The sequence below is a fragment of the Holdemania sp. genome, assembly GCF_986127675.1.
In genome coordinates, this window is the sequence record NZ_CFQZWI010000009.1 from 25,949 (window position 1) to 51,154 (window position 25,206).

Here is a 25,206-nt window from a genome sequence, read left to right on the forward strand (position 1 = left end):
ACATAGAGCGAGAAGGAGGGACGCAGGATGTTGACAAGGCAGGAATATCTTCAAAATCCATGCCGGGCTTCGGCGCTTCCCTATTGGAAACTTTGTGCTGGAAATCTGCCGGAAGGTGTTGAGGTCATTCACGAAAAAGAAGCTGGAAAAAGGATCGGAGACGTCAGCACTGCGGTTGAATGCTATTTCCGGCTTTTTCATCATCTCGATACTTTGTCCATAGACTCTCATTCAGAAATTGTGCTGCAGACGGCTTGGAAAGAAGTAAACGTATTCGCGGAAATCATCAATGCGTCATATCCGGATCTGCGGGTCAGCGAAGCGCAGCTGCTTCAATTACAGGCGCAGGCCTGTTTCAGCCCTGAGGGTTGGGTTGTAGCTCTTGATCGCCAGAGCGGCAAACCGCTGGCCTGCGGAATTGCGGCGTTGGATCGGCAGATGCAGGAAATCAGTCTGGAATGGATTCAGGTTTTGCCCGGGAAGCGCGGCCGCGGGATCGGCAGAAGTTTAGTCATGCAGCTGTTGTCCAACATGAAGGACAGGGCACGCTTCGCCACAGTCAGCGGCAGGGCGGATGGCCCCTGCTCCCCAGAGCTGTTTTATCGAAAATGCGGTTTTACCGGTGATGATATTTGGATAGTCAGGCGGGAAACGCTGCAGGCGAAGCAGAAAGCGGGATCATCAGGAAGAGAATCAAAGAAGTAAATAAAAATCAACAAACAGGAATGACGAATATAGAGGTCAAAATCCGGGATGTCATAGAAGAAAGGGGGACTGAACGATGATAAAAAGAAAATGGCAGAGAAAGGGAACCGCGATAACTTTGATGTTTCTTTGCGCTCTGTCCCTCGTCAGCTGCGCTTCGATCCATTATTACTGGTATACGCAGTCGGAATCTTCCATAAAACTCAGCGTCAAAGCTGGAAAAGTCCAACGGATGCTTATTATTACCAATGTAAGTCCGTCGGAAGCTGTGAAGCTCAACAAGGAGAAGGCATGGCTGGAAGGGCTGGACGTCGGCGATTACTTTGAAATCGGAGAACATCCCGAAACGTTTTTTCTAGTCCATTATACGGATCCGGGAAAAGGCGGAGTGGTTTTCTATAACTTTAACTTTGAGGCTTCCGACTTTGATCCGAAAAAGGAAGACGTGATCGCTATTCTGGATCATTTTGGGTTAACTGAATCTCTAAATTGGAAAACCAGAACGATCAGCTTGAAAACGTTAACTTCTTCGCAGACATGCCATTTCCATGCGCTTTTTGAATTCGGCGACTTCCAACGGTTAAAAAAACCGGAATGGTTTGAGGAACGCTGGCAATCGAACTAAACTGCCACGCCTTACGAATTTTGACAGGACGATCACGCTCTGTCAGAATTCGTTTTTTTTGTTGCTGCCTTGAACCGAAGCAAAAGACCAAATAAAGGGTGAAAACAAGAAAAGTTAGAAGTTTTTCGAAGAATGAGAAAATAAGTTGGAAATTGAACAAAAGAGCTTGCAATTAATGACTACAAAGTGTAGTATGATAATTGACTACAAGATGTAATAAAAAGGGAGGGAGAAGAGAACATGGAACTGATGTCTGATTCTGAAAAGGAAATCATGAGATTGATCTGGGATCATGGGGGTACGATGACGATCAGTGAATTGCTGGACCAGATAGAACAAACTGACCATGATTGGAAACGCACGACAGTGCGGACCTTTATCTCCAGATTGATCGACAAAGGAATGCTGATCAGCCAGAAGGAAGGCCGGGGCGCGCTGTACGTCGCGCGCATCAGCGAGGAAGAATATTTGAAAACTCAGTCGGTTCAGTTTGTGAATCAGGTGTTTGGCGGGAATGTCAGTACGCTGCTGACGTCGCTGTTCGGGCAGCAATGCCTGGAATCCAAAGACATTGAAGAACTGGAAAAATTTTGGGAGCAGGGGAAGGAGAAATTGAAATGAACACCTTCATGATCGGTTTCCTTTCAGTTTCGGTTTCCGCGTTATGGATGGCCGGCATCGTTGTACTGCTGGAAAAGCTGCTGAAAAATCATTTGAGTTTCCGTTTTCGCTACGGACTCTGGCTGGTTGTGATTCTGCGGCTTTTAATTCCGGTATCGCCGGTAGCCGGGGTTGTCGGTACTTTGTTTTCTGAGAAAACCTGGAACCCGCAGCCGCAAGCTCAGCTTGCGGCAAGGACGCCGGAAACCATCAGGAATCCTGTTGCGGATCAACAAACAAAACAACCGGAACAGGAAGTCCAGAGCGATCCGGTTCAGGATATCCGATTCCTTCCAACACCGGCGCCTTCCCGATCAACCTGGCAGGTTGATCAGCCCGCCTGGCTGGACGATCTGATCCGATCAGCCTGGGTGCTGTGGTTAAGCGTTGCCGTGGTGCTGATGGTTCGTCGGATCACGAGCTATCAAGGATTTCTGCGGTTTATTAAAGCCGGCAGTTTTCCATCCAGCCCGAAGACCCGGCAATGTCTGGACGAGGTTCGCCAGAAAATGGGCATCCGCCGCCAGCTGCCGGTCTGGATTAACAAGCTGGCAGTATCGCCGATGCTGCCCGGTGTCTTTCATCCGATGATCATTCTGACTACGGAGGATTGCGGCCCTGAGGAAATGCAAATGATTCTGCGCCACGAACTCACGCATTATCAGCGCAAAGATATCTTTACAAAATGGCTGGTTCAGCTGGCGGTCTGCATTCACTGGTTTAATCCTGTTGTTCGCCTGATCGGCCGCCATATGGAAAGTCTGTGTGAGCTGGCCTGCGATGAACAGGTGCTGCGTTCTCTCTCGGCGCGGGAAAAACGCTGCTACGGCGACACGTTGATCCACACGTTAAAGGATAAGGGAACCTATGGCGATATCATCGTATCAATTACGTTGAATGAAAACTTGAGCTTGTTAAAAGAAAGGCTGAGTGCAATTATGGATGAACAAAAGTCAGGAACTGCACGGGCGTTGATCTCGATGGCCGCCGGGGCTGTATTGTTTGCCAGCGGTATTCTGTGCGGTTCTACGTTGAGCTGGAAAACACCGACGCCGGCCGCGGCGCCGGTGATGACGGCCACGACCTCGACAAACCAGAGAACCTTCTATTTTTCCGGCAGCGTCTATACGCAGGGCTACATCGTGACGCTGAACTGGGCGGGAGCCGACCGGTCGGAGGATGGCAGCGTGTATCAGGATTCGCTGATCAGCGTCGCCTTTGACGAAAGCATGAAAGCGGTCATGGACAATGAGGAACAGATGGAAGCCGTCCGTCAGGCGGTTTCCGAACAACATGCGCGGTTGGTCCGCAACAACAGCTCACTGGCTTCGCGCACGCCGCTTTTGACCTCGATCGAAGGTCCCTACACCGAATCTGCGGAGGAACTGGCTGTCCGCTTTCATAAGGAAAAGAAAATGTCGCAGTTCAGAGCTGTGGCTGCGAAGCTGAACGAGGAAGCGGCTGTAAACATGGCCCGCACCTTCTATGCATCGAAGGAAATGGATTATTTTGCGGTGCTGGCCGACGCGCTTCCGGAATCCGAAATTCTCGATTTGAGCCGGCAGGCTTATCAGAGTCGGTATGAGGATGCGTTTGATCTGTTGGTACCGAAGCTGCCGCAGGAGCAGATTGAGACGTTGGCGCAGCAGGCTTATGCGGATATGCGGCTTGATGATTTTGAAATCGCGCTGCTTTCCCTGCCGGCTCCGCAGCGGTCTGAATGGGCGGAGAAAGCCTATGCGGATAACCAGTTGGCGTATTTTATGGAAACGATTCAGGATCTGCCGACAGATCAGCTCGGTGCGTGGGCCGACCGGATTTATGCCGATCAGCGTCTTGAATTCTTTGAAGAGATCGCAAGTTCGCTGAGTTCCAGGCAGCGGGAAGCTTTGGCAGAAAAAGCCTATGCCGATAACCGCGTCGAATATTTTAAAGAAGCTTTCTATGATTTGCCACAAGAGAGCGTCGCGGCGTATGCTCAGCGAGTGATCGACGATCAGCGCTCCCGGGATTATCTGTTTGTCTTTGACGGGGATCTGCCTGGCGAGCTGATGGATAAGCTGGCGATCCAGACTTATGATGAAAAGCAGGATGAGCTGTTTGACCGAATTATCTGGGGCCTTTCCAAGGAAACCGCGAAGACGCTGCTTGAGCGGGCGTATGCCGACAATCGGACAGAAGTGCTTTACCGGCTCTATTCCAAAGTTGATAACGAAACCCTGAAGGCGCTGGTAGATCAAGCCTTTAACGATCATCGCACGGATGTGTTTATGAATTTGTGCAATGATTTGACCAGCGAACAAAAGGCCGAATATGCCAATCAGGCCTATGAGAATCAGAATCTGGATATTCTGTCAAACCTGATTTACGATCTTCCGCACGATCAGGTTCTCTCGCTGGCGCAGAAGGCATATGATGATCAGCAAGTCCGTTATTTCGAGATGGTGGTCTGCGAATTGAATGCGGCGGATATCGCTAAATTCAGAACGCAGGCGAAAAAAGACGGACGCGACGAGTTTTATTCTATGCTGGAAAATTATTGATTCAGAAGTTCGCCTTCTGACAAACTGGCGATCAACTGCCGGTCAGGCTCTCTGTCAGGATTTCTGACTAGTCCGCCCTTGTTTGGCATCGCTGAATCCAGTTTGAAATTAAAGATGTTCAGAAATGTCAGAAAATTCATTTCAGGCTTTTTACCGGAAGTGGATGAAATCGCCGCTTAGTTATGTTATAATGAAAACCGCATAGGGCTTTTAAGCGGATCCAGAGAGATCGCAAGGCTGAACTACATTAAGGGGAAAGTCCTTTTGCACAAAACCAAAAGGGCTTTTTATTTAAGCCCGGAAAGGGGTATTTATGTCACAGCGAGTAGAAATGATCCTCGACGTCAACGAAAAACCAAAACCGACTCAATGGATTCTGTTAAGTTTCCAACATGTCTTTGCGATGTTTGGCGCCACCATCCTGGTCCCGGTGCTGACCGGCTTTCCGATTTCCGTCGCCTTGTTTGCTTCCGGCATCGGAACGATTATTTACAGCTGCATCACCCGGTTTCAGGTTCCGGTCTACTTAGGTTCTTCCTTTGCCTACATCAGTGCTGTCCAGATTGCGGTCGCGGCGATGAGCGGCGATGTCAGTGCGGCGCAGACCGGGTTAATCCTGATCGGTCTGGTCTATGTCGTCGTTTCGATTCTTGTCCGTTTCATTGGCAAGGACTGGATTGACAAGCTGCTTCCGCCGATTGTCATCGGTCCGATGATCGCCGTTATCGGTCTGGGCCTGGCGGCCAATGCGGTCGGCAACGCCGGCTTTGTGACCGGCGGGGATTGGAAAGTCATGCTGACAGCGGTCTTTACCTTTATTCTCACTGCCTTGATCTCCACGAAGGCAAAAGGCTTTTTCAAAATCATTCCATTCCTTTGCGGAATCTTGGGCGGTTATGTGTTTGCGCTGGCTTTAGGCATTGTGGACTTTGCGCCGCTGCAGGAAGTTCTGCAGTCAGGAAAGTTCTTGTCGCTGCCGGAATTCATTCTGCCGATTGCCGTGCCGGGGTTTAAGAGCTATCACCTGTATTTCGGACCGGAAACATTCGCGATCCTGCCGGTGGCGCTGGTGACCATTTCCGAGCATATCGGCGATCACACCGTGCTGGGCAAGATCTGCGGCCGCAATTTCCTGAAGGAACCGGGCTTGGATAAGACGTTAATGGGCGACGGTATCGCGACGTCCATTTCGGCGCTGTTAGGCGGACCGGCGAATACAACCTATGGCGAAAATACGGGCGTCATCGGGATGACGAAGGTGTCCTCGGTGTACGTGACTGTCGGCGCGGCCTGCATCGCGATCGTGCTGAGCTGCGTCCCGATTGTATCGGCGTTCATCTCAACGATTCCCAACGCCGTGTTGGGCGGAATGTCGATCATTCTGTACGGCGTCATTGCTTCCAACGGTCTGCGGGTTCTGATCGACAATCAGGTCGATTTTGGGCAGCAGCGCAATCTGATCATCGCTTCGGCCATGCTGGTCATCGGCTTGGGCGGCGCCGTTCTGCCGTTAGGCAAACTGGTCACCCTGTCGGGCACCGCGCTGTCGGCGACTGTGGGCATTGTGCTGAACCTGATCCTGCCGCGGGAGAAACAAACTGCGGAAAAATCAAAATAAATCTCAGATTTCACTCAGAAAAAAAGCAGCATGCCGCTGCTTTTTTTCTGACGGCGAAGATGGATCAATTCCAAGTTTCGGATTGGTTCACAAGAGCTGGGTCGTTTCGTTGCTTTTTTAGCCCGGAACGGCTTTCCTGATTGCCAGGCGGGATTTTCATTCCCTTCCGGCCTGTTTTCTGGTAAAATAAAGCACGGTGATAACATGCAGCAGATATTTATACAACAGAAAACCCACGTCGGAAGCGTGATCGAACCGGATCCGCAGCAGCGCCATCATTTACAGCGTGTCCTGCGGATGAAGGAAGGGGAAACCCTGCGCGTGATCGACGCGGAAGGCGCCGTTTTTTGCGGCGTGCTGGACGGCGCGGGTCAGATTCAGATCACAGAACTGCTGGACGAGGACCGCGAGCTTCCGGTAACGCTGACGTTAGTCGCTGGTCTGATCAAAGGCGAGCGCTGGGACTGGCTGCTGCAGAAATGCACGGAGCTGGGCGTCAGCCGGATCGTTCCGTTTCAATCCAGCCGCACGGTCGTGAAGCTGGAACAGGATAAAATAGATAAAAAATTAGAGCGCTGGCAGAAGATTGTTCAGGAAGCCAGCCAACAATGCAAGCGTACGCAAAGGCCGCAGGTGTGCGCACCGATCGAATTGGCCGACGCCGGCGCGTGGCGGAGCGAGCAGAACTTCGTGGCGTATGAAGATGAAGCTTTGCACGGCGGTTTGCTGAGCGCTCAGCTGGAAAAGGGCCGCAGCGTGACGCTGGTGATCGGCCCGGAAGGCGGTTTCAGTCCGGCTGAGATTGAAAGGCTGCAGGCACAGGGCTATCGCTGCTGCTCGCTGGGCAAACGGATTCTGCGGGCAGAAACGGCGGCAGTGGCGGCGGTCTGTCTGGCTGGAGCCGTGCTGGAGGGTTAAATGATGAATCCGAAAATGATTAAAATTCTGCGCAAAGGCAACGATCGGGAATTTCTGAAACTGAATGAGGTCCGCAAGGAAACCGCGCGCATCAACGCCCGGCTGAAACCCTATCAGCTCGATCGTCCGGTAAAAACGGCGCGGGATGTGTATACGCTGAGCATTCTGGAAGAGGGCTTGAAAAACAAGCAGAAGATTGAGGAGCTGTACGAACAGACGCGGACGGAAATGCTGGATATCTGGGAGATCATCGACTATCCCAAACGCAATGAATTCGTACGGCCGAGAATTCAGGAAGCAATCGCGGACATGAAGAAATTTACGGTTGAGGACAAGCTCGTGATGATTCCGTTCTTCGATCCGCTGATCAACGCGCTGTACGATCACGAAACCGCGGTGCTGGAGCTGCCGCAGTTTTTCAAGATGGTTAAAAGTTTCGCAGATAAGATCGTTGATCCGTTAATCTATGGACGACTGCCCTATGACGCGGGCTTTGCCTCGCCGCAGGTGATTTTCCAGAATGAGCAGGGTTTTGCGGTTTACGAGGGCCGCGTGCACTGTCTGGAAGTTTTTGCGTTTGACGGCACGGAAACCGAGCTGCCGCTTTCACTGGTCTGTACCGGTGAAAAGCTTGATCCCGCTCAGGGCGCGCCGCTGGCGGCCGCGGTGCTGAGTCAGGATCCGCTTCAGATCCGCGATGCGTGCTGCGCCAGCGGCTATATCCTGCCGAAACTGAAATCAAAAATCGCCCGCATTTCAAGGCCGTAAGGCCTTTTCCTTTGGCAGGGCGAGAATGACCGTTAAAAGACTACCTCCGGGGTTAAAAGTTTGGTATAATATCCATCATGGAAGGGGACGAATTCATGGCGAGTGTCGCAATTTCAACGTTGGGCTGCAAAGTCAACGCCTACGAGTCGGAAAGTACCGCTCAGGCGCTGCGGCAGCGCGGCTATCAGACGGTGGACTTCAAGGAGAAAGCCGACGTTTACATCATATTTACCTGTGCGGTGACCAATACCGCCGCCAGCAAGAGCCGGCAGAAAATCCATCAGGCCCGCCGGCAGAACCCGGACGCTCTGGTGTGCGCTGTGGGCTGTTACGTCCAGATTCAGGCGGAACAGATGTGTGAGCAGGAAAAGATCGACATTCTGGTCGGTTCCAGCGGTAAGGACAAATTGCCGCAGCTGATCGACGAAGCGCTGCGCCAGCGCCGCGAGCCGATTGTCGAGCTGCATGACGTGCGGACGTCCGCCGAGTTTGAAATGCTGCCGCTGGATGAATTTGAACATCAGACGCGCGCGTACTTAAAGGTGCAGGATGGATGCAACCAGTTCTGCGCTTACTGCATCATCCCGTATGCCCGCGGCCGGGAACGCTCGCTGCCGTTGGACGAAGCGCTGAAGGAAGCGCGGCGGCTGGCTCAGAAGCATAAGGAAATTGTTCTGGCCGGGATACATACCGGCCGGTATGGGAAAGATAGAGACACCAGCCTGTGCGAATTGATCCGCGGGATGTGTCAGATTGAACCGCTGGAGCGAATCCGGATTTCGTCGATCGAGATTACAGAGATCACTGATGAGCTGCTGACGCTGATGGAAACGCAGCCGAAGATCGCCCGGCATCTACATATTCCGCTGCAGGCGGGCTGCGACGCGACGCTGAAACGGATGGGCCGGCCGTATACGACGGCGCAGTTTCTGGCGCGGGTGGAAGAAATCCGCAGCCGGATTGACGGGATTTCAATCAGCACCGATCTGATCGTCGGTTTTCCGCAGGAAAGCGAAGCGGAGTTTGCTGCGACGATGGCCTTTCTGAAGCAGATTCAGTTCAGCTTCATTCACGTTTTCCCTTTCTCCCCGAAAACCGGAACCCCGGCGCAGCGGATGAGCGGTCAGATTTCATCAGAGGTGAAGAAGCAGCGGGCCCATCAGGTTGGCGAATTCTCCCGCAACAGTTATTACGCGGTAAAAAGCAGCTGGATCGGCAAGGACGTCGACGTGATTATCGAAACCTGTGAAAACGGCGCTGCGTTCGGTCACAGCAGCGAGTATCTGCCGGTGCAGATCGAAGGCGAGTTTGCCAGCGGACAACGGGTTGCAGCCCGCTGTACGCATATGCTTGGGGATCAGCTGGCAGCGCAGGCGCAAGGAGGTCAGGAAAAATGAAATTATCCGCATTATTTGACAACGCTCCGGACATTGAAATTGAAAATCTGATGGTGGACAGCCGGGATGTGCTGCCCAACTCCATTTTCTTCTGTATTAAAGGAATGATTCACGATGGTCACCGCTACGTTAACGCGGCCGTGAAAAACGGCGCGGTCTGCGTCGTTCACAGCGAGGATATCAAGCGCAACAACGCGAATGTCGTTTACATCAAGGTGCGCGACGTCATCGCCGCGCTCAATCAGGTCGCGGCCTGCTTCTATGGCTATCCGTCAAAGAAAATGGTGGTCTACGGCGTGACCGGTACTAATGGCAAGTCGTCGATTGCCTGCATGATCCGCAACCTGCTGGATCCGATCTATGCCTGCGGCTACATCGGTACCATTTCGATTGAGTATGGCGACACGAAGCTGCCGCCGTTACTGACGACCCCGGACATCGTGCCGCTGCAGCAGATTCTGCATGATATGGCGGAAGACGGGATGAAAGCCTGCGCGCTGGAGATCAGCAGCATCGGTCTGGAACAGCACCGCACGGACGGCGTGGACGTCGACATCGCGATTTTTACGAATCTGACGCATGATCATCTCGATTATCACGGGACGATGGAGAATTACTTTGAAGCGAAGAAACGCCTGTTCGACCAGCTGAAGCCGGATGGCACAGCGATTACCAACAAGGATGATCCTCACGGCATGGCGATCGTCGCCGACTGCCCGGCCCGCGTTGTTACCTACGGCGTGCTGGAAAAAGCGGATTATGAAGCGAAGGATATCCAGCTCAACGCGGACAAAACCATCTTTACCTTAGTTCATAATGGCCATGAATACCCGGTCCAGACCAATTTGGTTGCGATGTTCAATCTGTATAACCTGTTGGCGGTGATCGCCGCGCTGCATGAGGGCGGTTTGCCCATGGAACAGATTCTGGAACAGCTCAATACGATTCCGCAGATCGAAGGCCGGATGGAACGGATTGAAGAAGGCCAGCCGTTCAATATCATCGTTGACTTCGCGCATACTCCGGACGGCCTGGAACAGATCTTCAAGTTCGCATCCGCGATCACGCCGAAGGAGAAACGAATCATTTCCGTGTTTGGCTCCGCGGGGAAGCGGGATACGAAGAAACGGCCGGTTTTCGGTCAGCTTGCGGATAAATACTGCGACCTGATCATCTTAACCGAAGACGATCCGCGCGACGAGGATCCGATTCAGATTGCTGAAGAAATTGCTTCGGGTATTCAGAAGACCAACCGCATTATCATTGAAAGCCGCTATGACGCAATCCGTCAGGCGGTGGAAGTGGCCAATGTCGGGGATACGATCCTGATTTTAGGCAAGGGCGACGAAACCTTTATTTACCGGGAATTCGGCCGGGAGCCGTGGATGAGCGATCCGGCAGCGGTCCGTGACGCCTTGCGCAAGTATTATTTTGAAACGGAGGAGGAAGATGAAGATGAAACCGTTGAATAAGTACATTGATCACACTCTGCTAAAACCTGCCAGTACCCGCAGCCAGCTGGAAAAGCTGTGCGCCGAAGCCCGCGAACATGATTTCGCGACCGTCTGCGTCAATCCCTGCTGGATTCCCTTCTGCAAGCAGCAGCTAAAAGGCAGCGACGTCAAGGTCTGCACCGTCATCGGCTTTCCGCTGGGCGCGATGACCAGCGAAGCCAAGGCGTTTGAATGCCGCGACGCGATTGAAAAAGGCGCGGATGAAATTGACATGGTCATCAACATCGGCGGCGTGAAGGACGGCGATCATGACGGCGTTGTCCGGGATATCAAAATGGTCCGGGAAGCGGCGGGCGCACATACGCTGAAAGTCATCATTGAAACCTGCCTGCTGAGCGATGAAGAAAAGGTCTTCGCCTGCAAGGCCTGCATGGAAGCCGGCGCGGATTTCGTAAAAACCTCGACAGGATTTTCTACCAGCGGCGCAACGGTGGAAGACGTGCGTCTGATGAAACAGACGGTCGGCGATGTCTGCCAGGTGAAAGCGGCCGGCGGCGTGCGCAGCTTTGATGATTTAAAGGCAATGATCGAAGCGGGAGCCGACCGGATCGGAACCTCCAGCGGCGTCGCGTTGCTGGCGGGCCAGGAAGCCGCGGGGTATTAACCGCTGCTCTTGGAATTCGTAAAAAAGAAAAATAAAAAACCGGCACTGCCGGTCAACGAAGAGGAAGCTGAAAACTTCCTCTTTTTGCATGCAAAGAAGATTTTAGAGGTGTCTGATTATATCATCCAGCATAAAATCTCGAGTTGTTCCATGAAATAAATCAATTTTTAACCTGTTTCTCTTTTAAGCCATTCTGGTATTCTTCTTCAATCCGTTTTGTTTCTGCCACACTTTCCTGACGCTTTTGTTCTTTTGCAAGGGTTAATGCGATCCGCGGCCATGTAGACAACAACGCCGAAAGCAATGACAAGCCCACCGTAAAGAGAGGCATCAGAACAGGAGAGCCCCTGCATACTGTCTAAGATAATTCCCGTAAATATCTGCGCAATAAAGACCAGTGAGGTCAGCAAAAATGAAGAGAGTTTGGGAACAATGATGTTAAATAACATCACAACCCCCACACCCAGGACTCCGCCAAAATAAATCCAGGGTTGAGACGTTCCGCTTAACGGTGCTCTTTGGACAAGATCACTCCATTTCACGGTGGCTGCGGCGAGCAGTATTGTAATAGGAAGTCCGATCAGATGGTTGATCAGCGCGCCCTGCAGCGCTCCTGTTTTTTCTGCCAGATATGCGTTGATGGTTCTGGATAAGACCACGGATATGCCTGCGGCACACGCAATTCCAATCGCAACGACTGCATTTTCATCATCCAACATCATGAAGATTCCGAGAACTGAAAGACACAGACTGATCAGTGCTGATTGTGGAAACGGTCTTTTCTTCATCCCCAACAAACCCAGTTTATCAATGAACAAGGAGGCAGCTGTCTGCCCCAGCAATCCCAGTGCAACGACGCTGGTTATACTCATCGACTCTGCCGCAATACATTGAAATACAGTAGTGCAGACCCCGATCGCTCCGCCCAGATAAATCCATTTTGGATGATGCGTCCACAGTGGCTTTTTTCCTTTTTTCAAAAGGCAGAGAGATGCGGAAGCCGTGCCTGCGATATGAATCAATACGGATGCTGAGAATACGCCATATTGTTTCGATAATTCTCCGTTTATTGAAACCATAATGGCTAATAGTATACCGTTAACCAGCGCTAAAATCGGATACAATTCAGACCACCTCTTTACTTCGAGGATAACAAAATTCTGTTTATCCTGCATAGGACATAGGTCATAGTGCTTTCAAACGCATTCGTATATAATTGATTTGAGGTGATTGATATGGAGAATATACCCCTTACTAAAGCCCATGAAAATAAGCTCGCAGAATATGGCCTGGAAAATGTTCCGCTTCAATCTTGTGGCTGCCAGCGTTTTGCGCCCGGGGAAAATGTTTGTCAAGAAGGTGTTTCCATGCCATGGATCCTCATTGTGATCAGCGGCAGTGCGAAGGTTTGCCGGACAACGCCCGACGGAAAAAGCTTGATTTTGTGTTATTACATTTCTTCCGGTCTGATTGGTGATATTGAACTCATGATGAGACAGAAAAATGCCACAACGACGGTTAAAGCGATCACCGACCTGGACTGTATCGCCGTGAATTATCCGACATGTGCAGACGAATTATCAGTAAATCTTCGATTTCTTAATTTTTTAGGCGGCGAACTGGCAGCCAAGTTGTCTAAAAGTTCAGATAATTATACATTATCAGCGCTATGTTCCGGCGAGCATCGTCTATGTGCGTACATCCTGCAAAATTCGCATAAAAATGTATTTAGTGATATTCTTACTGATGTTTCTGCCTCAGTGGGGATGAGTTATCGGCATTTGTTCCGTATTTTAGGCAAGCTTTGCCGCGATGGAATTCTGGAGAAGAGAGAAAGTGGGTACTACATTCTGAATAACATTGAATTAAAGCGGCGTTCCTCTTTTTAAAAGATCGAGCATGATCCATCCCGGCTTCTGTTTCATCGGGTTCTTTTGAGATTGGGCTCTTTTTTAACAGGATGAATAAAAAGCGGGATCTGCCCGAATGAAAGCGCTGTCAATTTCGCAGCTGTGCAGTGCAGTCTTCCTGTAAGAAATAATGAATGAAAATTCTTGAAAAACATTCCTCAAATCGTTCCGAAAAGGTTGCTTTTTTCGGATGGTTTGGTTATAATATATCTGCTTGCATCAGAAGGGAGGGTAAGTATGCCAAGAGTTGTCTTAAAAGAGAACGAAGTATTGGATGACGCATTACGTCGTTTCAAGCGTCAGGTTTCTCGCAACGGAACCCTTGCTGAGGCTCGCAAAAGAGAGTTTTATGTAAAACCAGGCGTCCGTCGTAAATTGAAGTCGGAGGCTGCAAGAAAGGCTAGACGTTCAAAATAAAGAAGCGCAAGCTTCTTTTTTCGTAGGATGAGCTTTTCTGGCTGAAATGAGGACAGGCGGATGATCGCTGAATCCTTGAATCCTCAGTAACGGCCAGCGAAGGATCAAAGGGAAATCCGAAAGCAGTAAATTAAAGAACAGACTGAAATCAAAGCGGATCGGAAAAAGCGATCAGCGCGATGATGCAGGAAAGCATCAGAATGAAGGAGGAGAAGGTCACAATGCAAAGTTCAACACAAGCACTCCAGCAGTTTAAGCGGGCCTTAGCACATGTCTATCAGCAGTGGCGGGATAAGCAATGGGAAATGATGAACATCAAATTGGAGCTGCCGCTGTTTGACGCGCCGGTATGCGCTTCGTTTTTACAGATGGGCGAGGAAACGGTGCTGGAAATCTGTGATGACGACTGGGATCAGCTGGTCGGCAATTCGCTGGCCCAGGAGGATTCCTACCACATGGCGGTTCAGGCGTCGCGGCGGATCATGTGGCGGCCGTTTTGCGCGGAGGAAGCGGAGGTTGCTTTATTTCAGCAGGATGGCCTGCAGGTTTTTATCAACGATATTCACTGCGGTCTGCTGGAGGTGCGTCCTTCCTCCCGCTGGATTGAGGAAACCCGGCTGCTCGTCGAAGCGCTGAGTGAAATCCTGGCAGCGTACAACGGTCCGGAAACGACGGATGAACAATGGGTGGAAGCGGCTCGATTAAGTGATCAGAGCTGGCGTTTAGTGCCGAAAGAGGGCGCTGTGCGGATCGAAGGTCCAGCCTGTATGATCGACGAAGCGGCAGCCGACAAGCTCAGTCAGCTCAAGCATACGCGGGAAACCGCGCAGCTGGACGTGGTCAGCCTGATCGATCCGCTGGAAGCGGAACACGGCACTGCGGTGGCGTTTCGGATGTTGGTGCTGGTGTGCTCCAACCGGCATCAGACACATATTGAATTCAGCTTCCGCAAACGGGAAGATTTGTGCACAGCATTGGTAGAAGCCCTGCGTGAATTTATCCTGATCGCCGGGATTCCTGCCCGCCTGCAGGTCAATCACGGGCTGTATGAATTCATTCTGGCAGATCTGGCGCAGCGGTTGGGGATTCGGATCGTTCATGTGGAGAATCTGATTCTGACGGAACAGCTCAGCGAGGAACTGGCGGCCGCCCTGTCGCCGCTGACAACTCCCGAATCAATGAATTAGCGCGCTTTCGTCTCGTTGTCATTTTGATCTCACAGGATCATAACGCCTCAGCGTCCCTTTGCGGACGCTTTTTTCATGTTTGCCTGTGCTGGCGCATAACCTACATCAGAGGAAGGAGTGTGCGCGATGATCACAGTCAGTGAAAAACAGGCCATGATCGAAGACTTCGAGCGGCTGATCCTCGTCAGCCCCGAACAAATTATCACCGAGTCCAAACAGGGCAGAATGATCGTCGAAGGCAGCGGCCTTCATATCCGGGTGTTCAGCGCCGACGAAATCATTCTTTCCGGGCAGATCAGGCGGGTGAAGTTCGATGCGGAATAGACTGCCTTTTCTGTTCGGCATGGACTGCTGGCGGCTGAAAATACCGCTGACGTTTTTTCTCAATCAATGTCTGCGCCAGGATATCGAGGTCATGGAACTCAAGCAGACCCCGGAAGGGCTGGTTTTCTGGACGCCGGTGACGAGCCGGCGGCGGATTACCGGTTTGTTTCAGGACGCGGAATGTTTGCGGACCAGCGGCGTCACCGGTTTTTTGCTGCACCAGTTCCAGCAGCCGCTGCGGTTGTTTTCTGTCGCGTTATCCATCGCGCTGTGGATATTTTACTCGCATTGCATTGTCCAGGTCAGCGTGACCGGCACGGATCCAACCCTGCAGCGCCAGATCGAGCAGCAGCTGGCGGAGAACGGCTATGCCGCGCCGTTTTTCACCGCGGATCAGAATCTGGCGGAAACGATTGAATTTCTGATTAAGGAAAGCTTTGAGGATCGCCTGGGCTGGACCGAGGTCACCCGCACGGGCTCGCGGATTCAGCTTCAGTTTACAGACAAGGAATACGTTGAAACTCCGCAGCTGACCAACGATCCGATCTATGCGCAGAAGGAAGGCATGGTCGTGCGTTTTGACGTTCAGCATGGGGAGAAAAAGGTCAAAATCAACCAGATCGTTCACCCCGGGGATCTGTTGATCGACAATGAACTGAAAGATGCCTTCGAGGTGCCTCAGCCACTCTATGTCAAGGGCAAGGTTTACGGCTACACCTGGTATACCGTGGAAAGCTCGCTGTTAGATGCACCGGATTTCCCGCTGCATGACGCGCTGGCGTTTTTTCGTCTGTTGATGGACTGCCGCAGTCAGATCGCTGAGCAGCTGCAGGAGGATGAGAAAATTATCAAAGAAAATGTTTTACTTTTTGACAGGAATGCGGGTACAATAACGATGAAGATCCACTATACGTTATTGGAGGATCTGACACGACCTTAAATTCGAGGAGGAAAACCATGACCTATGTCCTGTCAATGGAACATCTGAGCGCGTCGGAAGCGGCTGAACTGATCGGCTACCAGGACCGCAACCTGAACTGCTTATGCGAACTGTACGGGGCGGAGATTGTCTTCCGCGACAATCAGTTTACGATCCGCTGCCAGGATCCCGAAGCGGTGGCGGAGATCCTGCAGGAAATGCTGAAGATGATCCGGCATTCCCAACAGATCAGCGAGCAGGAAATTCGATATTTGGTCCGCACGCAGCGCAAGCAGCAGGCGGTCGATCTGGGCGATCTGAAGTCCAAGGTGCTGGCCCGCGCCCATAGCGGCAAGGCGATATCGCCGAAAACCGAGGGTCAACGCAGCTTCATCGAAGCGATGGAAAAGAAAACGATTGTCTTCGCGGTCGGCCCCGCCGGCACGGGCAAGACCTATTTAGCCGTGGCCTACGCCGTCAGTATGCTGAAGAAAGGCGAGATTCACCGGATCATCCTGACCCGGCCCGCAGTGGAAGCGGGGGAGAGCCTGGGATTTCTGCCCGGTGATCTGAAGGAAAAAGTTGATCCGTATTTACGCCCGCTGTATGACGCGCTGCATGATCTGATGGGTGCGGAAACGACGGAGAAGCTGATCGAAAAAGGCACGATTGAGATCGCGCCGCTGGCCTATATGCGCGGACGGACGCTGGATGATGCCGTGATTATTCTGGACGAAGCGCAGAACACGACGCCGGCCCAGATGAAAATGTTTTTAACCCGGCTGGGCTTTCAGTCGCGGATGATCATCACCGGCGATGTGACGCAGGTGGATCTGCCGAAATCCCAGCGCAGCGGTCTGATGGACGCCGTCGGCCTGTTGAAAGGGATTGAGGAAATCGGCGTGCTGCAGCTGTCCAGCGACGATGTCGTGCGGCATCCGCTGGTGCAGAAAATCATTGACCGCTATGGGGCAAAGGGGGAATAGGTCATGCCGCGGATTCTTTTAATTGAGGATGAAGACAGCATCCGCCACCTGATCAGCTATGATTTGAAAAACGCCGGGTTTGACGTCACCGGCTGTCCAGACGGCGCCAGCGCCCGGGAAAAGGGGCTGAACGAAAGCTTTGATATCATGATTATCGACTGGATGCTGCCGGAAATCAGCGGGATTGAGCTGGTGCGGCTGTTCCGCGGCAAAGGCATTGACAGCGTCATGATGATGCTGACGGCGAAGGATGAGGAAGAAGACATTCTGGAAGCCTTCGAGGCCGGCGTCGACGATTACATCACTAAACCATTTTCCCCGCGCGAGCTTCTGGCGCGGATTCAGGCCCATGTCAAACGGATCGTCAAGACAAGCCGGAGGGTGCTGGAAATGGGTGGTCTAACGATGGATCTGGGAAGCCGGGAAGTGTCGGTCAACGGTCAGCCGGTCAGCCTGACGAAAAAGGAATTTGAGCTGCTGGAATATCTGCTGCGCAATCCGCAGATCGTTTTATCCCGCGACAACATCCTCAACGAGATCTGGGATTTTGATTACGACGGGGATACCCGGATCGTTGACGTCCACATTTTCAAGCTGCGCAATAAACTGCAGGGCAGCGGCGTGAAGATTGCCTCCCTGCGCGGGGTCGGCTATAAACTTGAAGTTCAGGCATAAACGGCGGAGGCAGGCATGAAAACGAGTGAAGCTCTAATTCTGATCGTCACTGTCGCGGGTCTGGCGCTGTTCTGTGCCCAGGGCTTATTGGAAGCCTGGAGCGCCCTGGTCTTGCTCGGACTGGTCGCAATGGCGCTGCTGTGGCACAGTCAGGATACGCTGCGCGAAACGATGCGGACGAAAGAACAGACGTTAAAAACGCAGGTTCGCAGCTCGGCCAAGGATGCTTCGCTGAAGCAGCAGCAGATCATGACGATCCTGACGAATATTCCTTCTCCCTTAGCCATGATGGATTCCTATGGTCATCTGATTTTATACAATGAAGGATTCAGCCGGTTTCTGAGCGAAGAGGGTGAGGAAGAATTCACGTATCGCGACGAGCGGATTGCTCCTGAGGTGCAGTTGTTTCTGAAGGAAGCGTATTTGAGCGAGAATGCGATCGTGCGCAATCTGTGCTATAACCACGTCGACTTCCAATGCCTGTCCGTTCCGATTCAGGAGAACGGCCGGTTTACCGGATGTCTGTTGGTGTTTCAGGATATTACGCAGGCGATGGAAAAGGAACGGATGCAGAAACGCTTCATCGCCGATGCGTCGCATGAGCTGAAAACACCGATTGCGGCAATCAAAGGGATGATAGAAATTCTGAACCGGGATGATTTTGACGATCCCAAGACGATGAAGGATTTTCATATCCAGATTGAAAAGGAAACGAAGCGGCTGGAAATGATAGTCGCCGATCTGTTGAAGCTGTCGCGCTTATCTATGAGTACGCTGGCGCTGGAGCTGTCGCCCTGTGAGATCAGCGGGTTGTTTGACAGTCTGATTAAGGAGGCAGCGCCGCAGGCAAAAAGTCAGGGCGTGATCGTGGAGGCAGAGGATCAAACCCATGAAACGTTCTGGCTGGATGAACAGAAAATTCATCAGGCGCTGGCCAATTTATTGAACAATGCGCTGGCGCACAGCCAGCCTGAGCATATCCGCATGCAGGCGCGGCGCCAGGATCATTGGCTGGTGCTGACGGTCAGCGATGACGGCTGCGGGATTGACGCCAAACATCTGGATCGGATTTTTGAGCGCTTTTACCGGGTAGATAAATCCCGGTCCCGAGCCAGCGGGGGCAGCGGTTTGGGGCTGGCGATCGTCAAGGCGATCGTGAGCGCGCATCAGGGCGAGATTGAGGTTGACAGCGAGGTTGGCCGCGGCAGTCGCTTCGTCATCCGCCTGCCGATTCGTTCCGACGCGGCGGATCAACCTTTGACGGCGGAACATTCTCCACGCCTTCCGCAACCTTCGCCGCAGAACACAAACGCTGGCGTCTCAAAGTGAAAGGTCGCGGGAAACGATCGTCCTCAGTCAGGGATTCCCTGGCTTTTTTTGTGCTTGTTTTTCGTTGGGAGCGGTGGATGGGAAAAAACGGAATGTCCTGACAGGAAGCCACCGTTTTTCAGCCTTGATTCATGATTTGGCAGCCAACCTGCCGGCTGAAAGCTGTTTTCCCATGTGGGGGAACAGAGAAAGGACAATGCTTTGGAAAATTTATTTTTTAACCGTTTCTTAACGCAAGCTTCATTTTCTGTTAATCGTAGCGCGGTAAACTGGGAACTGTTCAAGAAAGGGATGAATTGAAATGAAGAAATTATTTGTATTCGTACTGACAGCGCTGCTTGTCGCTGGCTGCAGCACAGCACCCAAGACAGAGCCAGCAGAGGGAGGAACGGCCACGCCGTCCGTGGCGGCGTCCATCAACGTCTATACCCGCGACGCGACTTCCGGTACGCGGGAAGCGTTTGAAAAAGCCGGAGATTTTGCGGAACAGCTGACGTCTTCCGCCATTGAAGTTTCCAGCAACGGCGATATGGCGACCAAGGTCGGAGCGGATGAAAACGGCATCGGTTATGTGTCGCTGTCCACGGATTTTGCGGCCAACGGCGTGAAGCCGCTGAACTTTGAAGGCGTGGCGCCGAGCGAAGCGACGGTTCTGGACGGAACCTATGGGATGCAGCGTCCGTTTGCCTTCACAACCCGGGCTGCCGGCGATTATGAAAGTGCGGAGAAAGAACAGCTGATCGCGGCGTTCTTAGACTTCCTGCAGAATTCCACAGAAGGCATGCTGGTGGTGGAAAAGGCCGGCGGCGTTGTCGATAAGAGCCAGGGGAAAGCCTGGGCGGAACTGGCGGCGAATCATCCGATCGTCAACGAAGACAACTCGGCGATCACAATCGCGACCTGCGGTTCGACATCCGTGGAGAAAACGCTGAAAGCTGCGCTGGAAGCGTTCCAGCCGTTGGCGGGTAACTTCCAGTTCACGATGAACCAGACCGGTTCGGGCGACGGCTACAAGCGCGTCCTCGGTTCAGAAAAAGACGGTGCTAACCGCGCGGATATCGGCTTTGCTTCGCGGGCTTTCAAAAGCGGCGAGGAAGACACATCGGCGGCGATGGCCTCAGGCCAGTATTGCATTGATGCGGTGGTGACGATTGTCAATGAAGCGAATACGGCCGTTGCCAATCTGACGCAGGCTCAGGTTCACGATATCTTTACCGGCACGGTGACGTCCTGGGATCAGATTCAGTAATTTGTAAACGGGATGCGACCGCTTCCCCGGCTAGTTTGCCGGCGGAGCGGTTTCGTTTCGAAGGAAGGATGAGGTTATGGAAAGCAATCTGAAAGCGAGAATCCGCCCCGGCCAGGCCCGGCGTAAGCAGAGAACGGACCGGACGGTCAGAGCCGTTTTCTTTCTGGCGGCGCTGATTTCCGGCAGCTGTATCGTGCTGATCACGCTGTTTATTCTGATGAAAGGAATCCAGCCGTTTTTACCTGGCTATGCCTATGGCTCCATATCGCTGAAAGATTTCCTGTTAGGAACGTTGTGGCGGCAGGATCAGGGGGTCTACGGCGTTGGATTTATCGTGATCAATACGCTGATCTCCGCTTTTGGAGCGCTGCTGCTGGCCTTTCCCATCGCGGTGCTGACGGCGCTGTTCATCGTCAAGATCGCACCCAAGCCGGTTAAACCATTGATGAAAACGGTGGTGGAATTGCTCGCGTCGATTCCCAGCGTCGTCTACGGCGTCTTTGCGGCCGGGGTGATTACGTCGCTGGTGAAAGGGCTGGCGTCGCTGGCGGGGGTCAGTACAGCCGGGGGCAGTTCGCTGCTTGCGGTGATCCTGTTATTGGCGATCATGATCTTCCCGACGATCACCTCGCTGGCGGTGACGGCCATCGAAGCGGTCGATCCGGATCTGGAGCTGGGTTCACTGGCTTTGGGAGCGAGTGCGACGCAGACCCATTTCAAAGTTGTCCTGGCCAGCGCCAAGTCAGGGATTTTCGCCGGAGCAATTCTGGGGCTGGGCCGGGCGTTTGGCGAAGCGACAGCGGTCGCGATGGTGGCCGGCAACAAGCTGTTCGGCCCGACGTTCAACCTGTTCGACATCACCCGCACGCTGACATCGACAATGCTGGCGGGATTGAAGGAAACAACCGGACTGGATTACGATATCCGGTTCTCCGTCGGTCTGGTGCTGATGGTCGTGATCCTTTTGTCGAATCTCAGTCTGAACTGGATGAAGAAGAAAGTGGGGAATGGACAGTGAAAACCAATCGAATGCCGCGTGTGATCAGCGATCGTTTTCTGCAGCTGCTGACAGTGCTGAGCGCAGCGCTGGCCGTTGTGGTGCTGACCAGTCTGTTCGTGTATATTTTCAGTCATGGTCTGTCCTTGATCAACGCGGATCTGCTGCGCAGCGATTACTGGTCCCTCAGCAAGATCGTGGCTTTGGATGAATCACGCAATCAGCCCGGGAGCTATCCGCGACCGGAAAAGCTCGGTGCTGAGGTGGCGTGGAGCGAAAAGTGGGGTGTGGGCTTTGTCGACCATCTTTCCCATGAAAAGAAACAGCTTGTTCTGATCGAAGCCGTGGCGGAGAATTCGCCGCTGACGTCGGCTGTGGATACCAGCGCCGGGGCGAACCAGGGGAAACCGGTCGCCATGAGCGCCGGGCTGCAGGTGGAAAAAATTGATTTTACCGACGCTTCCGGAACAGCGGACTTCACCGGTATGCTCGCTTCCGCAAGCGCTGCTGAAGTAGTGGAAACATTGGATCGGTCAGCGGCGAAGCTGACGTCAATGTTTATCAAGACACCGGGCGGGGGCATCCGCGGATCGCTGGTGAGCACCGCGTACTTAATTCTGGTATCGCTGCTGATCGCGCTGCCGATCGGCATTGCCAGTGCTGTCTATTTAAGTGAAATGGCTAAAAAAAACAAAGTGAACGCCGCGATCCGCACCGGGATTGAAACGCTGACCGGCGTCCCTTCGATCGTTTATGGTTTAATGGGCGTCAGCGTGTTGTTTCCGATCACCGCGGCCATGGGGGCAAAGACGACGAATATTCTGCTGGGCGCGCTGACGATGGCGATCATCCTTTTGCCGACGATCATCCGCTCGACTGAAGAAGCGCTGCGGGTTGTACCTCAGGGTCTGCGCGACGCGTCGTTGTCGTTAGGTGCAAGCCAGACTCAGACGATATTCAAGATCACGCTGCCCTGTGCGATGCCGGGTATTCTCAGCGGGATTCTGTTAAGCATCGGCCGGGTAGTCGGCGAATCGGCGGCGCTGATCTATACGATGGGCACCTTTATTAACGATCAGCCAGGCTTGTTGAAGCAAGGCACTTCACTGGCCGTTCACATCTGGTCGGTGATGTCGGGCGAGCAGCCTAACTTTGAACTGGCCTGCGCGATCTCAATCATCATTCTGATCTTTGTGCTGATCTTGAATCTGACGGTCAAGCTGCTTTCGCGGCGGCTGCAGAAAAGCTTCCGCTAGAAAGGAATCGTTATGGAAACTTGTTTTGAAGTAAAAGATTTGAATTTATATTATGGTGAAAAACAGGCGCTGAAACAGCTGAATCTGACGATCGGCAAGAACCGGGTCACCGCGCTGATCGGTCCCTCGGGGTGTGGTAAATCGACGTTTCTGCGGTGTCTGAACCGGATGAACGATCTGATTGAAAATTGCCGGATCAGCGGTGAAATCCGCCTGTTGGGCGAGAATATTTATGATTCAAAAACCAACGTCGTCCAGCTGCGCACGGAGGTCGGAATGGTGTTTCAGAAGCCAAACCCGTTTCCGATGTCGATCTATGACAACATCGCTTACGGTCCTCGCTGTCAGGGAATCCGCGATAAGAAAGTGCTGGACGGCGTTGTGGAACACTCGCTGAAATCGGCGGCGCTGTGGGAGGAAGTCAGGGACCGTCTGCACGATTCGGCGCTGGCACTCTCGGGCGGTCAGCAGCAGCGGTTGTGCATCGCCCGGGCGATCGCGATGGAACCGGAGGTCATTCTGATGGACGAGCCGACCTCCGCGCTGGATCCGATTGCCACGGCGAAGATCGAAGAGCTGATCGAGCAGCTGAAGACAACCTATACGATCGTCATCGTAACGCACTCGATGCAGCAGGCTTCCCGGGTTTCCGATGATACGGCGTTCTTTCTGCTCGGTGAAATCGTAGAGGCCGACACGACCCGCAAGCTCTTTTCCAAACCGGCAGATCAGCGGACTGAGGATTATATCACCGGCCGGTTCGGCTAGGAATCAGGAGGAATAAGTTATGAAAATGGATGAATCGCTCGCCGCATTCCAGGCTTTGATCCTGCAGATGTACCGCAAGGTGAAAACGATGCACGAGCTGGCGCTGGACATTCTTCGAAGCGGCGATAAGGAGAAAGCGCTGCAGTTAATCTACATGGATGACTTCGTCAATCATCTGGAGGAGGAAATCAACGATCAGGCGCAGACGGTGCTGGCGCTGCTTTCCCCGGTGGCCACGGATCTGCGCAAAGTGATCGCCGGGATTAAAATCGCTTCGGATTTGGAACGGATCGGCGACTACGCTAAGAACATCGCGGACTACGTCATCAAAAAAGGCCCGGCGGAACCTCCGTTTGTCGGCGAACAGGCGGAAGCGATCGGGCGGTTGTTTCTGGCGATGCTGGACGCGGCGATGGACGCCTATCAGAAGGAGGATGTCGCGCAGGCGTATCGGATTCCGCAGCAGGACGAACAGATTAACGATCAGTTTGCCGAGCTGTCCGGACAGATTGAAACCGCCGTTATGCAGGGAATGCAGCTGGAACATGTCGTGCCGTTAGTCGCGATGCTGCGCAACTTTGAACGGGCCGGCGATCATACTAAAAATATCTGCGAGCACCTGATCTATCAGGTAAAAGGGCAGCACATTGATTTCGGATGAAGGCCCGCAAGGAATCCCGGCCGCCAAAGCGCGGGATTTTTTTGCTTTCAGCAAAGGATAACCCCGCGTCAAGTGGGATTTTGAGATCATGTCTTACGGGGAACGGGCTTCCGGGTCTTCGTGGGAATTTCTTCGCAGAACATTGACATCCGCGGGTCGGGTTCGCTATACTGAGGGTAAACTCAAGAGGTGAAGACATGAAAAAACTCTTTCTGCTGGGACTGACGTTGGCGCTGATCGCGACGATTGAGGGGTTCCAGTCCAGTGCGCAAAAGCAGATGATGGCGGAAATGCCGCGTTTAAAATGGGCGTCAGCGGGGTATGCGTCGGCTTGTTACGAAGTTCAGTTTACCGCGGGGCAGCAGGCGCGTCAGCGCGAGCGGATCGCGGAATTGATCGCGGTCGGTCAGGAAAGTGAAGCCAGCGAGGAAGACCGGCTGAATGCCCGCAAGCTGGCGGTAATGGAGGTCAAGCCGGACGCTGAATCCGGGCTGAGCTTTTATTACGGCGGGATGAAAAATCCGCTGCATGATTTGTTTCCGGTTTCCGGAACGCCGCAGATCAGCTTCAACCAGGCGCGGCCGGTGTATTATACGGCTGACCGAAAGGATTTATCGGCGCCGCACATGACGATGATTCAAAGCGCGGACGTTCGGGTCGAACCGTTTTACAACAGCGTGGAACAGACCGGGACTACCGCAACGCTGTGGTTCTTTGCGGAACAGCCGTCGGATTGGATCGCCTTGATTTATCAGCTGCGTCAGGAATTTCCGGACATGACATTCATCAAGCAGCCGATCGCCGTGGACAGCACGGTTTCCGATACGTTGGCGAATCAGCGGTCAGGACAGATTTTCGGGATTGCCGTCGGGAGCACCCTGGCCGCGCTGGCGTTGACGCTGCACGAAGTGCGCCGGCAGAAAAAACAGACGCCTGCGGCTTCCGCCCTGAATATTCTGGGGCGCAGCTGCGGTATGACCGGTCTGATCGCGGTGCTTGAAATTCCGGTTCTGATCATCCTGATCAACCGGCTGCAGGGGGTAGCCTGGAATTACTACACGAATTTCCTGTATACCAATCTGTTTCATCTGTATGGCTGGATTGCGGCGGGCTTTGGACTCTGCGCCGCAGTTGGATGGCTGATGGCACGTTCTGGCCGGCATTCATAACCGGTGC

At 52.9% G+C, this 25,206-nt stretch carries 25 protein-coding genes; 24 read left to right on the forward strand and 1 reads right to left on the reverse strand.

Going from position 1 to position 25,206, the window contains the following annotated elements:
* Positions 1–27 precede the first annotated feature (27 nt).
* The 10 genes from AC5OW4_RS02995 (at position 28) to deoC (ending at position 11,352) form a co-directional block, all read left to right on the forward strand.
* Positions 28–705 (forward strand): GNAT family N-acetyltransferase, encoded by a 678-nt coding sequence (locus AC5OW4_RS02995; protein WP_072683504.1) that lies wholly within the window; start codon positions 28–30, stop codon positions 703–705.
* Between the two features lie 76 nt (positions 706–781).
* A complete protein-coding gene (locus AC5OW4_RS03000) occupies positions 782–1,330 on the forward strand; it encodes a hypothetical protein (RefSeq protein ID WP_295769346.1) in 549 nt (182 codons plus the stop codon).
* Between the two features lie 240 nt (positions 1,331–1,570).
* Positions 1,571–1,951, forward strand: a complete 381-nt coding sequence (locus AC5OW4_RS03005) for a BlaI/MecI/CopY family transcriptional regulator (RefSeq protein WP_072683502.1) — start codon at positions 1,571–1,573, stop codon at positions 1,949–1,951.
* Entirely contained in the window at positions 1,948–4,533 is a 2,586-nt protein-coding gene (locus AC5OW4_RS03010) for a M56 family metallopeptidase (RefSeq protein ID WP_295769344.1), read from the forward strand. Before AC5OW4_RS03005 ends, AC5OW4_RS03010 begins: the two co-directional genes overlap by 4 nt.
* A gap of 313 nt (positions 4,534–4,846) precedes the next feature.
* Positions 4,847–6,151 (forward strand): uracil-xanthine permease family protein, encoded by a 1,305-nt coding sequence (locus tag AC5OW4_RS03015; RefSeq protein ID WP_295769342.1) that lies wholly within the window; start codon positions 4,847–4,849, stop codon positions 6,149–6,151.
* A gap of 204 nt (positions 6,152–6,355) precedes the next feature.
* Complete coding sequence (locus AC5OW4_RS03020) at positions 6,356–7,069, forward strand: 16S rRNA (uracil(1498)-N(3))-methyltransferase (protein WP_493676637.1); 714 nt, start codon at positions 6,356–6,358, stop codon at positions 7,067–7,069.
* A gap of 3 nt (positions 7,070–7,072) precedes the next feature.
* The gene (locus AC5OW4_RS03025; protein WP_295771531.1) at positions 7,073–7,837 is read left to right on the forward strand and encodes a hypothetical protein; all 765 of its coding nucleotides are present in this window, start codon (positions 7,073–7,075) and stop codon (positions 7,835–7,837) included.
* Between the two features lie 95 nt (positions 7,838–7,932).
* A complete protein-coding gene (gene mtaB / locus AC5OW4_RS03030; protein WP_295771529.1) occupies positions 7,933–9,234 on the forward strand; it encodes a tRNA (N(6)-L-threonylcarbamoyladenosine(37)-C(2))-methylthiotransferase MtaB in 1,302 nt (433 codons plus the stop codon).
* The gene (locus tag AC5OW4_RS03035) at positions 9,231–10,706 is read left to right on the forward strand and encodes a UDP-N-acetylmuramoyl-L-alanyl-D-glutamate--2,6-diaminopimelate ligase (RefSeq protein WP_493676638.1); all 1,476 of its coding nucleotides are present in this window, start codon (positions 9,231–9,233) and stop codon (positions 10,704–10,706) included. Before mtaB ends, AC5OW4_RS03035 begins: the two co-directional genes overlap by 4 nt.
* Positions 10,684–11,352, forward strand: a complete 669-nt coding sequence (gene deoC, locus AC5OW4_RS03040) for a deoxyribose-phosphate aldolase (RefSeq protein WP_295770468.1) — start codon at positions 10,684–10,686, stop codon at positions 11,350–11,352. The genes AC5OW4_RS03035 and deoC overlap by 23 nt, the downstream gene beginning before the upstream one ends.
* Before the next feature lie 206 nt (positions 11,353–11,558).
* On the opposite strand, the gene AC5OW4_RS03045 is transcribed toward deoC, so the two are convergent.
* Complete coding sequence (locus AC5OW4_RS03045) at positions 11,559–12,476, reverse strand: DMT family transporter (protein WP_295770465.1); 918 nt, start codon at positions 12,474–12,476, stop codon at positions 11,559–11,561.
* A 111-nt stretch (positions 12,477–12,587) separates the two neighbouring features.
* Here AC5OW4_RS03045 and AC5OW4_RS03050 point away from each other — a divergent pair, with 111 nt between their 5' ends.
* The 14 genes from AC5OW4_RS03050 to AC5OW4_RS03115 all read left to right on the forward strand — a co-directional run bounded on the left by AC5OW4_RS03050 (position 12,588) and on the right by AC5OW4_RS03115 (position 25,199).
* Positions 12,588–13,241: a cyclic nucleotide-binding domain-containing protein gene (locus AC5OW4_RS03050; RefSeq protein ID WP_295770462.1), complete on the forward strand. Its 654-nt coding sequence runs from the start codon at positions 12,588–12,590 to the stop codon at positions 13,239–13,241.
* Between the two features lie 258 nt (positions 13,242–13,499).
* Entirely contained in the window at positions 13,500–13,679 is a 180-nt protein-coding gene (gene rpsU / locus AC5OW4_RS03055) for a 30S ribosomal protein S21 (RefSeq protein ID WP_020223152.1), read from the forward strand.
* Positions 13,680–13,900: 221 nt separating this feature from the next.
* Entirely contained in the window at positions 13,901–14,866 is a 966-nt protein-coding gene (locus AC5OW4_RS03060; protein ID WP_295770457.1) for a DUF6930 domain-containing protein, read from the forward strand.
* A gap of 126 nt (positions 14,867–14,992) precedes the next feature.
* A complete protein-coding gene (locus tag AC5OW4_RS03065) occupies positions 14,993–15,190 on the forward strand; it encodes a YabP/YqfC family sporulation protein (protein ID WP_006060198.1) in 198 nt (65 codons plus the stop codon).
* Entirely contained in the window at positions 15,180–16,130 is a 951-nt protein-coding gene (locus AC5OW4_RS03070; protein ID WP_308559764.1) for a sporulation protein YqfD, read from the forward strand. The genes AC5OW4_RS03065 and AC5OW4_RS03070 overlap by 11 nt, the downstream gene beginning before the upstream one ends.
* Positions 16,131–16,147: 17 nt before the next feature.
* A complete protein-coding gene (locus AC5OW4_RS03075; protein WP_295770450.1) occupies positions 16,148–17,095 on the forward strand; it encodes a PhoH family protein in 948 nt (315 codons plus the stop codon).
* 3 nt (positions 17,096–17,098) lie between these two features.
* On the forward strand, positions 17,099–17,770 hold the full coding sequence (locus tag AC5OW4_RS03080) for a response regulator transcription factor (protein WP_278839284.1): 672 nt from the start codon (positions 17,099–17,101) through the stop codon (positions 17,768–17,770).
* Positions 17,771–17,785: 15 nt separating this feature from the next.
* Complete coding sequence (locus AC5OW4_RS03085) at positions 17,786–19,099, forward strand: sensor histidine kinase (RefSeq protein ID WP_295770443.1); 1,314 nt, start codon at positions 17,786–17,788, stop codon at positions 19,097–19,099.
* A 301-nt stretch (positions 19,100–19,400) separates the two neighbouring features.
* Positions 19,401–20,348 (forward strand): substrate-binding domain-containing protein, encoded by a 948-nt coding sequence (locus AC5OW4_RS03090; RefSeq protein WP_295770440.1) that lies wholly within the window; start codon positions 19,401–19,403, stop codon positions 20,346–20,348.
* A 76-nt stretch (positions 20,349–20,424) separates the two neighbouring features.
* The gene (gene pstC / locus AC5OW4_RS03095; RefSeq protein ID WP_195547793.1) at positions 20,425–21,366 is read left to right on the forward strand and encodes a phosphate ABC transporter permease subunit PstC; all 942 of its coding nucleotides are present in this window, start codon (positions 20,425–20,427) and stop codon (positions 21,364–21,366) included.
* Positions 21,363–22,601, forward strand: a complete 1,239-nt coding sequence (pstA, locus tag AC5OW4_RS03100; protein WP_295770435.1) for a phosphate ABC transporter permease PstA — start codon at positions 21,363–21,365, stop codon at positions 22,599–22,601. Before pstC ends, pstA begins: the two co-directional genes overlap by 4 nt.
* A 12-nt stretch (positions 22,602–22,613) precedes the next feature.
* Positions 22,614–23,369: a phosphate ABC transporter ATP-binding protein PstB gene (gene pstB / locus AC5OW4_RS03105; RefSeq protein ID WP_006060208.1), complete on the forward strand. Its 756-nt coding sequence runs from the start codon at positions 22,614–22,616 to the stop codon at positions 23,367–23,369.
* A gap of 19 nt (positions 23,370–23,388) precedes the next feature.
* Positions 23,389–24,030 carry a phosphate signaling complex protein PhoU gene (gene phoU / locus AC5OW4_RS03110; RefSeq protein WP_072683483.1) on the forward strand — a complete coding sequence of 214 codons (642 nt, stop codon included), beginning with the start codon at positions 23,389–23,391 and terminating at the stop codon, positions 24,028–24,030.
* A 197-nt stretch (positions 24,031–24,227) separates the two neighbouring features.
* Positions 24,228–25,199, forward strand: coding sequence for a hypothetical protein (locus AC5OW4_RS03115; RefSeq protein WP_295770429.1), 972 nt, complete (start codon positions 24,228–24,230; stop codon positions 25,197–25,199).
* The last annotated feature ends 7 nt before the right edge of the window (positions 25,200–25,206 follow it).

Excerpts from the sequence above, each read along its gene's own strand:
- AC5OW4_RS02995 (WP_072683504.1), top strand. The coding sequence starts at position 28 with ATGTTGACAAGGCAGGAATATCTTCAAAATCCATGCCGGGCTTCGGCG.
- AC5OW4_RS03000 (WP_295769346.1), top strand. The coding sequence starts at position 782 with ATGATAAAAAGAAAATGGCAGAGAAAGGGAACCGCGATAACTTTGATG.
- AC5OW4_RS03005 (WP_072683502.1), top strand. The coding sequence starts at position 1,571 with ATGGAACTGATGTCTGATTCTGAAAAGGAAATCATGAGATTGATCTGG.
- AC5OW4_RS03010 (WP_295769344.1), top strand. The coding sequence starts at position 1,948 with ATGAACACCTTCATGATCGGTTTCCTTTCAGTTTCGGTTTCCGCGTTA.
- AC5OW4_RS03015 (WP_295769342.1), top strand. The coding sequence starts at position 4,847 with ATGTCACAGCGAGTAGAAATGATCCTCGACGTCAACGAAAAACCAAAA.
- AC5OW4_RS03020 (WP_493676637.1), top strand. The coding sequence starts at position 6,356 with ATGCAGCAGATATTTATACAACAGAAAACCCACGTCGGAAGCGTGATC.
- AC5OW4_RS03025 (WP_295771531.1), top strand. The coding sequence starts at position 7,073 with ATGAATCCGAAAATGATTAAAATTCTGCGCAAAGGCAACGATCGGGAA.
- mtaB (WP_295771529.1), top strand. The coding sequence starts at position 7,933 with ATGGCGAGTGTCGCAATTTCAACGTTGGGCTGCAAAGTCAACGCCTAC.
- AC5OW4_RS03035 (WP_493676638.1), top strand. The coding sequence starts at position 9,231 with ATGAAATTATCCGCATTATTTGACAACGCTCCGGACATTGAAATTGAA.
- deoC (WP_295770468.1), top strand. The coding sequence starts at position 10,684 with ATGAAGATGAAACCGTTGAATAAGTACATTGATCACACTCTGCTAAAA.
- AC5OW4_RS03050 (WP_295770462.1), top strand. The coding sequence starts at position 12,588 with ATGGAGAATATACCCCTTACTAAAGCCCATGAAAATAAGCTCGCAGAA.
- rpsU (WP_020223152.1), top strand. The coding sequence starts at position 13,500 with ATGCCAAGAGTTGTCTTAAAAGAGAACGAAGTATTGGATGACGCATTA.
- AC5OW4_RS03060 (WP_295770457.1), top strand. The coding sequence starts at position 13,901 with ATGCAAAGTTCAACACAAGCACTCCAGCAGTTTAAGCGGGCCTTAGCA.
- AC5OW4_RS03065 (WP_006060198.1), top strand. The coding sequence starts at position 14,993 with ATGATCACAGTCAGTGAAAAACAGGCCATGATCGAAGACTTCGAGCGG.
- AC5OW4_RS03070 (WP_308559764.1), top strand. The coding sequence starts at position 15,180 with ATGCGGAATAGACTGCCTTTTCTGTTCGGCATGGACTGCTGGCGGCTG.
- AC5OW4_RS03075 (WP_295770450.1), top strand. The coding sequence starts at position 16,148 with ATGACCTATGTCCTGTCAATGGAACATCTGAGCGCGTCGGAAGCGGCT.
- AC5OW4_RS03080 (WP_278839284.1), top strand. The coding sequence starts at position 17,099 with ATGCCGCGGATTCTTTTAATTGAGGATGAAGACAGCATCCGCCACCTG.
- AC5OW4_RS03085 (WP_295770443.1), top strand. The coding sequence starts at position 17,786 with ATGAAAACGAGTGAAGCTCTAATTCTGATCGTCACTGTCGCGGGTCTG.
- AC5OW4_RS03090 (WP_295770440.1), top strand. The coding sequence starts at position 19,401 with ATGAAGAAATTATTTGTATTCGTACTGACAGCGCTGCTTGTCGCTGGC.
- pstC (WP_195547793.1), top strand. The coding sequence starts at position 20,425 with ATGGAAAGCAATCTGAAAGCGAGAATCCGCCCCGGCCAGGCCCGGCGT.
- pstB (WP_006060208.1), top strand. The coding sequence starts at position 22,614 with ATGGAAACTTGTTTTGAAGTAAAAGATTTGAATTTATATTATGGTGAA.
- phoU (WP_072683483.1), top strand. The coding sequence starts at position 23,389 with ATGAAAATGGATGAATCGCTCGCCGCATTCCAGGCTTTGATCCTGCAG.
- AC5OW4_RS03115 (WP_295770429.1), top strand. The coding sequence starts at position 24,228 with ATGAAAAAACTCTTTCTGCTGGGACTGACGTTGGCGCTGATCGCGACG.